10 protein-coding genes are annotated in these 13959 nt (G+C 66.2%); 8 read left to right on the top strand and 2 right to left on the bottom strand.

All coding sequences use genetic code 11. From position 1 onward, the window contains the following. Positions 1-81 precede the first annotated feature (81 nt). Entirely contained in the window at positions 82-1401 is a 1320-nt protein-coding gene (locus tag VT03_RS12360) for a Gfo/Idh/MocA family protein (RefSeq protein ID WP_075093258.1), read from the bottom strand. A 216-nt stretch (positions 1402-1617) separates the two neighbouring features. Between VT03_RS12360 and VT03_RS12355 the strand changes: the two genes are divergently transcribed. Together VT03_RS12355 and VT03_RS12350 are read left to right on the top strand one after the other, a co-directional pair. After that, a complete protein-coding gene (locus VT03_RS12355) occupies positions 1618-2286 on the top strand; it encodes an HAD family hydrolase (RefSeq protein ID WP_197489313.1) in 669 nt (222 codons plus the stop codon). Between the two features lie 443 nt (positions 2287-2729). Further along, positions 2730-4061: a DUF1501 domain-containing protein gene (locus VT03_RS12350; RefSeq protein ID WP_231870649.1), complete on the top strand. Its 1332-nt coding sequence runs from the start codon at positions 2730-2732 to the stop codon at positions 4059-4061. A 312-nt stretch (positions 4062-4373) separates the two neighbouring features. On the opposite strand, the gene VT03_RS12345 is transcribed toward VT03_RS12350, so the two are convergent. Beyond that, positions 4374-4832 (bottom strand): hypothetical protein, encoded by a 459-nt coding sequence (locus VT03_RS12345; RefSeq protein WP_156514449.1) that lies wholly within the window; start codon positions 4830-4832, stop codon positions 4374-4376. Between the two features lie 87 nt (positions 4833-4919). Here VT03_RS12345 and VT03_RS12340 point away from each other — a divergent pair, with 87 nt between their 5' ends. From VT03_RS12340 to VT03_RS12315, 6 genes are all read left to right on the top strand, one after another. After that, positions 4920-6341 (top strand): ATP-binding protein, encoded by a 1422-nt coding sequence (locus VT03_RS12340; RefSeq protein ID WP_082846159.1) that lies wholly within the window; start codon positions 4920-4922, stop codon positions 6339-6341. Positions 6342-6468: 127 nt separating this feature from the next. Next, entirely contained in the window at positions 6469-7011 is a 543-nt protein-coding gene (locus VT03_RS12335) for a response regulator transcription factor (RefSeq protein WP_156514448.1), read from the top strand. Positions 7012-7275: 264 nt separating this feature from the next. Further along, a complete protein-coding gene (locus tag VT03_RS12330) occupies positions 7276-7917 on the top strand; it encodes a cytochrome c3 family protein (RefSeq protein WP_156514447.1) in 642 nt (213 codons plus the stop codon). Positions 7918-8002: 85 nt separating this feature from the next. Continuing rightward, positions 8003-11098 carry a TAT-variant-translocated molybdopterin oxidoreductase gene (locus VT03_RS12325; protein ID WP_075093254.1) on the top strand — a complete coding sequence of 1032 codons (3096 nt, stop codon included), beginning with the start codon at positions 8003-8005 and terminating at the stop codon, positions 11096-11098. Continuing rightward, complete coding sequence (nrfD, locus tag VT03_RS12320) at positions 11098-12561, top strand: NrfD/PsrC family molybdoenzyme membrane anchor subunit (RefSeq protein ID WP_082846158.1); 1464 nt, start codon at positions 11098-11100, stop codon at positions 12559-12561. Before VT03_RS12325 ends, nrfD begins: the two co-directional genes overlap by 1 nt. A 79-nt stretch (positions 12562-12640) precedes the next feature. After that, a complete protein-coding gene (locus VT03_RS12315) occupies positions 12641-13954 on the top strand; it encodes a quinol:electron acceptor oxidoreductase subunit ActD (RefSeq protein WP_075093253.1) in 1314 nt (437 codons plus the stop codon). Positions 13955-13959: the final 5 nt, after the last annotated feature.

The following is a 13959-nucleotide window of genomic DNA, read 5'->3' as shown; positions in this document are numbered from 1 at the left end:
CGGCCCCGGCAGGGCCGCCTCGACCTCTCTACGACGGAGCGGCCCGAACCCTCGAACAGAAAGTCGAAAGAAATCGCGGTCTCACGCGACCTCGAACCCCTTCCGCTGCTCGCGCTGAATGAAGCTGTCCGCTTCGGCGTCACCGACGAAGCGTTCCGATTCCGGGTTCCAGCGGAGCGGGCGGCCGAGGCGGAGGGCGATGTTGCCGAGGTGGCAGGCGCTCGCCGAGCGGTGCTGGCTGGTGATGTCCGAGATCGTTTCGTGCCGGCCGCGGATCGCGTCGGCGAAGCTGGCCATGTGGTTCTTGATGGCGTCGATCTTGCCAGACAGCTCCGGGCGGTCGAGGTTGTCGTGCTTGTACACCTGATAGTCCTCGCGGCGGAGGGGTTTCGTCGCCAGCTCCTGCACGGGGACCCCTTCGATGAGGCCGCGGTTGACGAAGATCCGGCCGGCGGAGCCTTCGAAGAGGATTCCGTTCCGCCCTTCGTCCAGGACGTCGATCTCGACGCCGTTGGCGAACTTGAACTTCACCGCGAAGTCCGTGGCGACGTTGAAGCCGTTCTGGACGCTGGGGAGCTTGCCCGTGGGGATGATCTCGACGGGGCCGGTGCGGTCGAGACCGAGGGCCCACAGCGCGATGTCAAAGTGGTGCGCGCCGGTGTCGGTCATTTCACCGCCGGCGTACTCGTACCAGAAGCGGAACGTGTAGTGGCACCGCTCGGGGCAATACGGGACTTCCGGGGCCTGGCCGAGCCACAGGTTCCAGTTGAGGTTGCCCGGGGCGGGCATGTTCTCGAACGGGCCTCCCTTGCGGTTCTTGCCGAGGTTGACCGTCGCCTTCTTGACGTCGCCCAGCCGGCCGGCGCGGATCATCTCGGCGGCGAGGCGGAACCGCTGATCGCTTCGCTGCCATGAGCCGACCTGCAGGACCCGCTTCGTCTCCTGGACGATCTTCCCGAGGGTCTGGCCTTCGGCGATCGTGAGCGTCACCGGCTTTTCGACGTAGACATCCCGGCCGGAGCGGCAGGCGTCGATCGCCATCTTGGCGTGCCAGTGGTCCGGCGCGCCGATCAGGATGACGTCGAGGTCCTTGCGGGCCAGCATGTCGACGTAGTTCTCGTAGATCACCGCCGTGCTGCCGAAGCTGGCCCGGGCCTGTTCGCGGACGTGGCGGTCGACGTCGGCGATCGCCACGACATCGCCGAACGGCAGCGCCTCGCGGGTGATGACGCTCCCCTGATACCGCATTCCGATGCAGCCGATCCGCCAGCGGCCGTTCGGCGATTTTTCACCGGCCGCCTTCTCCTGGGCCCCGACGGGCCAGACCGGGCCGAGCAGCGTGCCGGCTCCGACGAGGGCGGAAGAAGTCTGGAGGAACCGTCGGCGGGAGGAGCGAGGCATGGAAAATCTCCGGAGGCGGGAAGAGGTTTCAAGATAGCCGGTGGGGTGGCCGGGCTCCAGACGGGGGGAAGCGGGTCTGGGGTCGAGAGTCTAGGGACCAGGGAAGGAGAGTCACCCTGCTCGTCGTTGGTCCCTAGACTCTAGACCCCAGTCCCTCCTCCCCCCAAGCTATCCCTCTCCAACGTCCTCCCAGCTATCCTGCCCCCCATGAGACACGTGATTCTGTTCGATATCGATGGAACGCTGCTGTTGTCGGGCGGGGCGGGGCAGGTGGCGATGGAGCGGGCGATTGCCGAGACGTTTGGTCTTGCGCATCAGCCGTGCGACATCCCGGCCGCGGGGCGGACCGACCGGGCGATCATGACGGACCTGTTCCAGTTCGTGGGGCTCGACGCGGACGAGGCGCGGTGGAACGCCTTTGTCAGCGGCTACTTCCAGCGGCTGCCGCAGGCGCTGGCGGAGCTCGACGGGGCGGTGTTGCCGGGGGTCCGGGAACTGCTGGAACTGCTGGCGGCGCGGCCGGATGTGAGTCTGGGGCTGCTGACTGGGAACTTTGAAGAGGGGGCCTGGCTGAAGCTGCGGCACTTCGAGATCGACCGGTATTTCCAGTACGGGGGGTTCGGGGACAATCACTTCGACCGGAACGATGTGGCGCGGATGGCGTATGAGGCGTCGCACCGGCATCTGGGGCGGCAGGTGGAGCCGCATGATGTGTGGGTCATTGGCGATACGCCGTCCGATGTCCGTTGCGGCAAGTCGATCGGGGCCCGGACGGTGGCGGTGGGGACAGGGATGTATACGTGCAAGGAGTTGCGGGAGTGCTACGCGGATCTGTTGTTTCCCGACTTCTCACACCCGCAGTGGTTCCTGGAATGTCTCCCGTAACCGGCGGTGAGGACTCGACGCTCGCTTTGCGATCCCCGCGGGTTTGTGAGGGGCATACGGCACGTTGGCCGCGCTTGGACGCGCACTCCTTCAGACATCTCCCGACGGCCAGGCCTCCGGCGGGCAAAGGGGCGTTGCCCCTCTGCACTCCCCACCAGGGGTACCCCCTGGACCCCCGCTATGGCGGTGTTCGAATGAACATGCCGGCATGGATTCTATTGATAAGAGTCGGTTGATCTGTCGATGATATTCCCGGTAGGATGACCCACCTGCTTTCACGCTGTCGCCGACCGCGACATCCTGCCTCGGGATGAACTGCTATGGCCCGCCGCTCGTCAGATGCTCACGGTTCCGCTGCGCGCCGCGCGGAACACCGATGCCCCGGACCTCTCTCCCGCCGCTCCTTCCTCCGTATGGGCGCACTCGGCGTCGGCGGACTCTCGATGGCCGACGTCATGCGCCTCAAGGCCGAGGCCGGCGTCAGCGGCGGACTCGACGCGGGACTCGACACCTCGGTGATCTTCGTCTGGCTGCCGGGCGGCCCCCCGCACCTCGACATGTACGACATGAAGCCGAACGCCCCGGCCGAATACCGCGGCGCCTTCACCCCCATCCCGACCAACGTCCCCGGCCTCGACGTCTGCGAGCTCATGCCGCTGCACGCCAAGTGCGCGGACAAGTACACCGTCATCCGCTCAATCGCCCACACCTTCGCCGACCACGGCGGCGGACACAAACGGTTTCTCACCGGCCGCATCCCAAAGTCGCCCGTCGATACCGTCAACGACAACCCCGCCGCCGCCTCCATCGTCTCCAAGTGCCGTGAAGGACGCCGGAACGGAATCCCGAACCACGTCTCGATGACCGACGGAGGACGGGACGGCGTCGACGTCTTCGCCTTCGGATCCGCCTACCTCGGACCGTCCTATGTCCCCCACGCCATTCCGGGCGATCCGGGAAGCGCGAACTTCAAGCTGACGAACGTTTCGCTCGACAACTCCGTCGCGGACCGGATGAACGACCGGCTCCTGCTCCAGAAGGGCTTCGACAAGGTCCGCCGCTCGGTCGACGCCTCCGGCATGATGGAGGCGATGGACGACTTCAACCGCCGGGCGATCGAGATGATCACGACCTCCCGGATGCGGGATGCCTTCGACCTTTCGAAGGAGCCCGACTCGCTCCGCGAGCGATATGGACGCCACGCCTGGGGACATCGGGCTCTCGTCGCGCGGCGGCTTGTTGAGGCGGGGTGCAGTTACGTCACGATCGTCTTTGAGAACCCCTACCAGTCGGGGATCGAGTTCCTCAAGCAGGGGACGTACAACTGGGACTCGCACGCGGTGAACTGCCACATCTGGGATGACGCTCTCGTGCGTTTCCCTCTGTATGACAAGGCCGTGACGGCGCTGATTGAGGACATCTACTCCCGCGGTCTCGATAAGAAGGTGCTGCTCGTCGTGACGGGCGAGTTCGGGCGGACGCCGCGGATCGAGAACAGCATTGGAACCCAGACCGGTGTGTCACAGCCCGGGCGGGACCACTGGCCGAACTCGATGTCGCTGATCGTTTCGGGGGGGGGAATGAAGATGGGTCAGGTGATCGGTTCGACGACGGCGAAGGGAGAAGTCCCGAAGGATCGTCCGCTGACGCCGAATGATTTGTGGGCGACGGTGTACCGGCACTTGGGGATCAATCCGGAGTGGTCGTTCAACGACTACAGTGGCCGGCCGATGCCGATTCTTCAAGAGGGGCAGGTCATCAGCGAACTGGTCTGACGCCGTCCTTGCCGGCACGACGTTGCTCGCTCAAACCCATCGTGCGACGGCAGCCGGGGTCAAGGGGGCAACCCCTTGCCGCCGGAGGCACTTCCATGAGGAACCGTGGGACACAACGGATGTCCCCTTTGTGGCACCGGCGTTGAGGACTCACCGCTCGCCTTGGAATCCCCGCGGGTTGGTGGGGGGGCATCCGACACGGTGTCCGCGCTTGGACACGATCTCCTTCAGACATCTTCCGGCGAGACAGCCTCCGGCGGGCAAAGGGGCCTTGCCCCTCTGCACTCCCCACCAGGGTGCCCCTGGACCCGGCTATGATCTGTCGCCCTCGGCTGGGGCCTCTTCCTTCACTGCGTGTCCCACCGTCTCCCGGTAAACCGCACGGCGATTCCCCGGCAGCCTCGCCGAAATATCAATCGCCCGCACCGGCGTCTCCCGCGGATCGAACGTGTTCCCCGTCTTCTTCGCAAACCAGTCGAGCGGCAACTCCAGGTCCGTCCCCGGCGCCAGCCGCCCCTTCGGCAAGTGGAAGTAAGCGCCGTTCAGCTCGACCCGCAAACTCGCTAGCTCCACCGCCTCCCCGTTGTGAACGACCACGGCCGCATCCGCCGCCCCCGGATTGACCAGCCGCGTCGCCACATTCAGCGGATGATCATGCGCCGTCGGCAGGGTGGCCGAGATAATCGAAACCGCCAGAATGGGGAGCAGCAGCACGCCCCCCAGCAGCAGCGTGAGACCGCGCCGTTCAAGCCGTAGACCGGGCTTTCGCACCAGCGAAAACCCCTCTCCTTGTTCTGCACGTTCCTCGAACAAAACTGACCTCACTCGGAAGACGGGCGCGACGGAGACCGATCGACGATGCCGAACTGGGACGACACCCATCTCTTTCCGTCCACTGGCCGCGGTCTTCGCGCGCCAACCGATGATGATATTGACGAACGGATCGCAATCAATGTGCGGGGCGTCGTCGCACTGCGGTGGGTGGCGGTTGTCGGACAGCTCCTCACCATCCTGATGGTCCACTTCGTAATGGGGGTCGAGCTCCCCCTGGGACCGCTCCTGGCGGTGATCGGCGGCACCGCGGCCCTCAACGCCTTCCTGATGATTGCCTACCGCTCGTGGCCCCCGCGGCTGCGCGACCCGGTGTTCCACCCGTGGCAGCACGCCGTCGGTCTGTCGATGCTCTGCGATCTCGTGGCCCTGACCGGGCTGCTCTACCTCACGGGAGGGATGGCCAACCCCTTCAGCCTCTTCTACTTCGTCAACATCGTCCTCGCCGCGGTCCTCCTCCCGCGGAGCTGGGTGTGGGGACTCACCCTCTTCGCCGTCGGCTGCGTGGCGTTCCTCAACGTCTGGTTCCGGCCGCTGCGGGGGCTCCACTTCCCTTCGGCCCTATCGGACATCACCTGGCTGGGAGTCGACCTCGTCCGGCTCGGATCGCTCGTCGCCTACGCCGCCTGCGGGAGCGTGATCGTCCTCTTCATTACGCGGATCCGCGGACAGGTGGCCCACCTCGAAGATCGCGTCCGGGAACTCGCCCAGGCCCGCGCCCGCAGCGAACGGCTGGAATCGCTCGGAACGCTGGCGGCCGGCGCGGCGCATGAGCTCTCCTCGCCGCTGTCGACGATCGCGATCATCACCAAGGAAGTCGAGCGGGAAGTCGTCTCGGGGAAGGTGACGGATCAGACGGTCCAGGATGTCTCGACGATCCGCTCCGAGCTGAAACGCTGCCGCGAGATCCTCGACCGCATGTCGAGCGACGCCGGCCTCGTGATCGGCGAGTCGCTGATGACCACCACCGTCGGCGATCTCGTCCGGGAGTGCGTGGACGGCGTCGATCCCCGGGCCCCGGTCACCGTTACCATGGACCCCAGGATCGAATCGATCCCCGTCCGCGCCCCGCTGCACGGGCTGTCCCAGGCGATCCGCGGGATCGTGAAGAACGCGGTCGACGCCAGCGGCGGGCCGGAGGGCGTCTCGTGTCAGGTCACGGCCTCCGGGGGACAGATGTCGATGACGATCCACGACTCCGGACAGGGGATCGACCCTGAGACACTGCGACGCATCGGAGAACCCTTCTTCACGACCAAGGAGCCGGGGAAGGGGATGGGACTGGGGGTCTACCTCGCTCGCAACGTCATCGAACGGCTGGGGGGAACGATCGCGTTCTCCTCCCGTCGTGGAGAGGGGACGACCGTTTCGATCCAGCTCCCGTTCGAGTTTCCCCCGAGTGGGAATCCGCCGAAGTCAGAAATGGGAAGAGGGGGCGGCCTCTTCTGAGGACGTCATAATCGACTGTCTGGCGCTCAAGTTGCTGATCGGCTGAGCCGAAGGACGGTCTCAGCCGGTTTCGGGAGCGCATCCCGGACGCCGCACTGAATTATTTAATCGTGGAAGTTCAACGTTGATGATGGCGGTGGAGGCTAAGTCGTGTCTCATCGTGGATGACGATGAGGTGCTTCGGACGCGACTGGGACGAGCCATCGAGGCTCGTGGCTATCAGGTGATGACCGCCGCTGATGGGGACGCCGCGCTGGCGATAGCCGCCTCCGCCTGTCCCGATATGGCGATCATCGACCTCAAGATGCCCGGCATGAACGGGCTGGAATTGTTGACACGCCTGCGCGAACAGTGTGCAACAACCCGCGTCGTCGTCCTGACGGGCTTCGGCAGCATCGCCAACGCGATCGCGGCCATCCGTGCGGGGGCGGTGAACTACGTGACGAAACCGGCGGATGCGACCGAAATCCTCGCGGCTTTCGACGCATCGCCGGAGTCCGATCTCACTATTGAGGAAGATGAGCTGCAGGCTCCGTCGCTCGCGGAGGCCGAGTGGAACCACATTCAGCGGATCCTCGATGAGTGCGGAGGCAACATCAGCCAGGCCGCCAAACTGCTGGATATTCCGCGGCGAACGCTGCAGCGGAAGCTGAAGAAGCGGGCTCCGTAAGCGGCTCGGCGGACCCTCGATATCCGAATCGGCTGATATCAGCCGCGGTCCGCTGTGACGTTTTGACGCAGCGACTGGGCTGGAGGCCCTAACTAGATTTCTCCGAAAACAACGACCGTTCGCACGCTCACAAGACTAAGAACCGGGGGATGTCGCACTCCATGACCCGCGTTGTGTCGTTCCCCTTTGAGCGTCGCATTTTGCGGTGTCACCCGAGTCTGGCTGATGCGTTTTACTTTTCCCCGTTGGACAAACCGTCTCGTGATGCTGGCCATTCCTGGCCTGCTGGCGGGCGGAGCCTACCTGGGCGCCATCGTCTTCGCCGCCACGGCGCCGGAGACGCTGTACGTCGGCCATGAGCCAAAACAGCCGATCCCGTTCAGCCACAAGCTGCACGCCGGACGCCTGAAGCTCGACTGCCGGTATTGCCACAACACGGTCGACAAGGCTGCCTTCGCTTCGATTCCCCCCTCGGCCACCTGCGGCAACTGCCACTCGGGAGCCGACGCCAAGGGGAACGTCCCGTACGCGTCCGTGCGGAGCGAAAGCCCGCTGCTGGCGGTCCTGCGGCAGAGCATCGCCACCCAGGATTCGATCCCCTGGAAGAAGGTCCATGACCTTCCGGACTACGTGTATTTCGACCACAGCGCCCACGTGAACCGCGGCGTCGGCTGCGTCTCGTGCCACGGACGGGTCGACCGGATGGACATCGTCCGGCAGGACAAGACTCTCTCGATGACCTTCTGCCTCGACTGTCATCGCAACCCCGAGCCCCACCTTCGCCCGCTCGACAAGGTGACGGACCTTGCCTGGGTTCCCGAGACCTCCGCGACCAAGGTCGGCCAGGAGATCAAGGCGGCCCTGGGAGTCCATCCCAAGACCAACTGTTCGACCTGCCATCGCTGAGCCGGTCCCGGCCCCGCCGGTCGATCGACTCTCCCGCGATTCGCCCAAGTCCCGCCCGCACAGCCTCGTTCGCCGTCCCAACCGAATGCCTTCCAAGACCTGGTATCGCAGCCTTTCGGAACTCGAGAACTCTCCGGAGTTCACCGAACTGATGCACCGCGAATTTCCCCGAGCCGCCAGCGAGTTCCCGAAGGGGGTCTCGCGGCGCCGCTGGCTGCAGCTCATGGGGGCCTCGCTCGTCCTGAGCGGTGCCACGGGCTGCCGCTTCGAAGAGGAAACCCTCGCTCCCTTCGCGACCCGGCCGGCGAACCGGACTCCGGGCAAGCCGAAGTGGTTCAACACGACGTTCGAGATCGCCGGCGTCCCGCAGGCCCTGCGGGCGACGAGCTACGACGGCCGTCCGATCAAGCTCGACGGCAACGCCGAACACGTCTCCTCCGGCGGCGCCAGCACGGCTTACGCCCAGGGAACCGTCCTCGAACTCTACGATCCCGACCGCCTGCGAACCCCGACGGAGCAGGTCGGCCGCGAGAGCGTCACCCGCACCTGGACCGAGACCGACGCCTTCTTTGAGAAGGCGACGAAGACCTGGGGCGAGACCAAGGGGGCAGGGCTCTGTATCCTCGCCCAGCCGACGAGCTCGCCGACGATCGCCCGCCTGCGGAGCGAGCTCCAGAGCCGCTTCCCGGAGCTGCGGTGGTTCGAGTACGCCTCGGTCGACGCCGCGAGCGTCACCGAAGGGGCCGCACTCGCCTTTGGCGAACGCCTCCGTCCGCAGTATGAGCTCGGCGACGCCCGGATCATCCTGACGGTCGACTGCGACTTGGTCGGCGGCCATCCCGATGGTCTCCGTCTCGCCCGGCAGTTTGCCCAGAGCCGGACCCCGGAAGCGGGCCGGATGAGCCGGCTGTACGCCGTCGAGTGTGAATTCACCCAGACCGGCATGGGGGCCGACCATCGGCTGGCCCTCCGGAGCGGCGACATTGCCGGCTTCCTGGCGAGTGTCGAGGCCGCCCTCAAGGGAGAAGCGACCGCCGCTCCTCCCGAGACCGCCCCGTATGCCGAGCAGGTCTTCGGGGCCCTCGTCGACGATCTCCGAAAGCATCCGGAGCACTCGCTCGTCGCCGTCGGCCCGAACCAGCCGGCCGCGGTCCACGCCCTGGCCCACCGGATCAACTCGCAGCTTGCGAACATCGGCAAGACCGTCTGGTTCACTCGCGAGGCGGACAACGCCGGTATCGGGACGCTGGCGGACTTCGTGGCCGCGGCCAACGCGGGCAAGTGCCAGACGCTGATCGTTCTCGGCGGCAACCCCGCCTACGACGCCCCGGCCGACGTCCCCTTCGTCGAATCGCTCAAGAAGGTCGCGACTCTCGTGCACGCCACGACGTGGCCGAACGAGACGACCGCTCTCTGCGGCTGGGGGATCCCGCTCTCGCACGCGCTCGAAGCGTGGAGCGACTGCCGGCTCGTCGACGGGACCTATGGCCTCGGCCAGCCCCTCATCGCGCCGCTGTTCGAAACCCGCAGCGCCGGTGAGTTTCTCTCGAATCTGCTCGGTTCGACCGCCGACTCGCTCGCGATCGTCCGCCAGACCGCCAATACCCTTGAACCGCGGCTCGAAGCGGACCGGGAATGGAACCGCGTCGTTCACGACGGCTTCCTGAAGGGGAGCGAAGCTTCCCGCGTCACCCCCGAGCTCAAGGGCTTCGACGCCCCCGCGGCGACTGACGCCTGGAAGGCTCCGGCCGAGATCAAGAACGGGGAACTGGAGCTCGTCTTCACCTCGTCGTCGAGCGCCTACGACGGCCGGTTCGCCAACAACGCCTGGCTCCAGGAACTCCCCCATCCGCTGACGAAGCTCACCTGGGGGAACGCCGCCGTCCTGAGCCCCAAGACCGCCTCGGCCCTCGGCGTCAAAGACCACGATGTCGTCCGCCTGGAACTCGGCGGCAAGAGCATCGAGCTCCCGGCCTACATCCTCCCCGGTCAGGCGACCGGCTCGGTCTCGGTCGCTCTCGGCTACGGCCGGACCGACTGCGGACTGGTCGGTGGAGACATTCATCACGACGTCGCGACGGTCGGTGTCCATGTCGGCCCGCTGCGGACCGCCGCGGGTCGGAACTTCGCTGGCGGCCTCAAGGTCACGGCGACGGGCCGTCAGGAAAAGCTGGCCGCCACGCAGGACCACTACGCGATCGACAAGATCGGCCTCGAAGGGATCCACGGCCGCGTCGGCGACCTGATCCGCGAAGCGACGCTCGACGACTTCATCCACCATCCGGACTTCGCCGAGCACAAGGTCCACCATCCGCCGCTCGAAAGCCCCTGGACCGAGCACTCCTACGACGGGCAGGCGTGGGGGATGGCGATCGACCTGAACCGCTGTACCGGCTGCAACGCCTGCGTCATCGCCTGCCAGGCCGAGAACAACGTCCCGGTCGTCGGGGCCGAGCAGGTCCGGACGAACCGCGAGATGCACTGGCTGCGGGTCGATCGCTACTTCGCCGGCGACACCGAGCAGCCGACCGTCATGACGCAGCCGGTCACCTGCCACCACTGCGAGAACGCCCCCTGCGAACAGGTCTGCCCGGTCGCGGCGACTGTCCACAGCGACGAGGGGCTGAACGACATGGTCTACAACCGCTGCATCGGCACGCGGTACTGCGGAAACAACTGCCCCTACAAGGTCCGCCGGTTCAACTTCCTGGACTACCGCGGCGAACTGGCGGGGACGAACGACGAGCTGACGCACCTCGTCCTGAATCCGGAAGTCACCGTCCGGACCCGCGGTGTGATGGAGAAGTGCACCTACTGCGTGCAGCGGATTCAGAACGTCAAGATCGACGCCCGGAACGAACGCCGCGCCATCGGGGCCAACGAGATCCAGACCGCCTGCCAGCAGGTCTGCCCGGCCCAGGCGATCGTCTTCGGCGACCTGAACAACCCGGAGAGCAACGTCGCCAAGGCCCACGCCGACTCGCGGGCCTACGCCATGCTCGCCGAGCTGAACGTCAAGCCGCGGACGAAGTACCTCGCCCGCATCCGCAATCCGCATCCGTGGCTCGCGGCCCGTCATGACGACCATGACCACGGCCACGCCGGTCCCGCGCATGCCGCCGCCCCCGCCGCCCTCCCTGTCCTCCAGGACCACCGCTGCGGTCAGGAGGCTCACGTCTAATGGCATCGATGCTGACAGCTCCCGTCGATACGACGTTTGAAGATCCGACCCGCCGGGCTCCCCTGGTGACGGGGGATCACGACTACCACTCCGTGACCGACACGGTCGTGGGGATCGCCGAGCACAAGACTCCGCTGGCGTGGTACATCGCGTTCGCGATCTCGAGCTCGTTCACGCTGCTCCTGTTCTCGTGCATCGCCTACCTGATCTATCGCGGGGTCGGGGTGTGGGGGAACAACAGCCCGGTCTTCTGGGCGTGGGACATCGTGAACTTCGTGTTCTGGGTCGGCATCGGCCACGCCGGAACGCTGATCTCGGCGATCCTGTTCCTCTTCCGCCAGAACTGGCGGACGAGCATCAACCGCTTTGCCGAAGCGATGACGATTTTCGCCGTCTGCTGTGCGGGGATCTTCCCGGCGGTGCACGTCGGACGCGTCTGGTTCGCCTACTGGCTCTTCCCGCTGCCGTCGAGCCGCCTCGACATGTGGCCCAATTTCCGCAGCCCGCTCCTGTGGGACGTGTTCGCGGTCAGCACCTACGCCACCGTGTCGCTCCTGTTCTGGTACATGGGACTGATTCCCGACCTGGCGACCTTCCGCGACAAGACCAAGAGCAAGACCAAGCAGTTCATCTACGGCCTCCTGGCCCTTGGCTGGACCGGCTCGGCCCGCCACTGGCACCGCTATGAGAAGGCCTACGTCCTCCTCGCGGCTCTCGCGACGCCGCTGGTGCTCTCGGTCCACACGGTCGTGAGTTTCGACTTCGCGACCGCCCAGCTCCCCGGCTGGCACGCCACGATCTTCCCGCCGTACTTCGTCGCCGGGGCCGTGTTCAGCGGCTTCGCGATGGTGATCACGCTGATGGTCCCGGCCCGCGAATGGTTCGGCCTGAAGGACTTCGTGACGCTGCGGCACCTCGAGAACATGTGCAAGGTGATCCTGGCGACCGGCTGCATGGTCGGCTTCGCCTACGGGATCGAGTTCTTCATCGCCTGGTACGGCGGCAACCCGTACGAAGGCTTCACGTTCATGAACCGGGCCTTCGGTCCCTACGCCTGGGCGTACTGGACGATGGTCAGCTGCAACGTCATCGCTCCGCAGTTCTTCTGGAGCAAGAAGATCCGGACCAGCCCCTGGCTGATGGTCCTGATCTGCATCTTCGTCAACATCGGGATGTGGTTCGAGCGGTTCGTGATCATCGTCACTTCGCTCAGCCGCGACTTCCTCCCGTCGAGCTGGGGTTACTACTCGCCGACGTGGGTCGACATCTGCATGTTCGCCGGGAGCTTCGGGCTGTTCTTCACCCTGTTCCTCCTGTTCTGCCGGTACCTCCCGATCGTCGCGATCTCCGAAGTCAAGGGGGTCATGCCGGCTCCGGCGGATACCCACGATCACCACCACGGGGCCCATCACGGCCACGGGACGGCGGGAACAGCGGGGAGCTCTCCCGCTGCGGCTCACTGATCGCGATCGAGTGCACTTGAGACAGAGCGAAAACATTCCACGGTTGTTTGTGGCAGGTGATTGAGTGGCTGCGGGAACGTTGGAACGAAATGCCGATCAGCGGGGGGGAGCCGGAGATGGCTCGGGCCCGGTCGTCGGCGTCCTCGCGGAGTTCACCGGGCCGCATGAACTGGTCCGCGCCGCGAACATCATCCGCGTGGAAGGCTTCACGCGGATCGACGCCTTCAGCCCGTTCCCGATCCACGGCATCGATGCCGCCCTCGGCATCCGCCCGACGCGGCTCCCCTGGATCGTCCTGACCGTCGGCCTCCTAGGCGGCTGCGGCGGACTCCTGATGCAGTGGTGGATGAACGCGGTCGACTACCCGTTCCTCATCAGCGGCAAGCCGATCTTCAGCCTCCCGGCCAACATCCCGGTCACGTTCGAAGTCATTGTCCTGACGAGCGCCTTCGCGACGTTCCTGGGAATGCTCGGCCTCAATGGCCTCCCGAAGCATTCGAACCCGCTCCTCGAAGTCGACCGGTTCCGCCGGGCGACCGACGACCGGTTCTTCCTGTACATCGCGGCCGACGATCCCCGCTTCGCCGGGACGAACGTGGTGGAGCTCTTCCGCCGGGCCGGCGCGGTCCGGATCGACGAGGTCCCGCCGTCGGTCTCCTCGAACCGCCTCCCGGGCGTCGTCCGCGGCGGGATCGCGATCCTGCTTGCCCTGGCTCTCATTCCGCCGGCCCTGATCGCCTGGGCTCGGAACACGACCTCCGAGGCGCCGCGGATCGACTTCTTCTCGGACATGGACTCCCAGAACGACCGTCCCGGTCCGCAGCACCGCTCGCCGTACTTTGCGGACGGCCGGGCGATGCGGCCGCAGGTCGCCGGGACCGTCGCGGTCGGCGATCTCCATGACAACGACGCCCTCTACCGCGGCTACCTGCCGAAGGACGGCGGAAACGCGGCGGCTGCTGCGGCCCCGGCCGCTCCCGCGGATCCCAACGCCCCGCCGCCGGAACCGGACTACGTCACGGACTTCCCGGTCGAAGTGACCGAGGCCCGGATGCTCCGCGGCCAGTCGCGGTTCAACATCTACTGCGCTCCGTGCCACGGTCTCGTCGGCCAGGGGGACGGTCTCGTTGCCCAGCGGGCCGGCGAACTGCAGGAGCCGACCTGGCTCCCGCCGACGAACCTCACGACCGACGTCGTCGCCGCCCAGCCGGTCGGAAAACTGTTCGACACGATCACCAACGGCCGCCGCAAGATGGCCGGATACGCCGCCCAGATCACGCCGGACGACCGGTGGTCCATCGTCCTCTACGTCCGGGCCCTCCAGCGGAGCCAGAAGGCAACGCTCAAGGATGTTCCGGCGGACGAGGCGACGATCCTCAACAACCGCAAGTAAGTCAC

The organism is Planctomyces sp. SH-PL14 (genome assembly GCF_001610835.1).
Classification (GTDB): Bacteria; Planctomycetota; Planctomycetia; order Planctomycetales; family Planctomycetaceae; genus Planctomyces_A.
The sequence above is the reverse complement of the archived record's forward strand: the minus strand, read 5'-3'. Positions and strand labels throughout refer to the sequence as shown.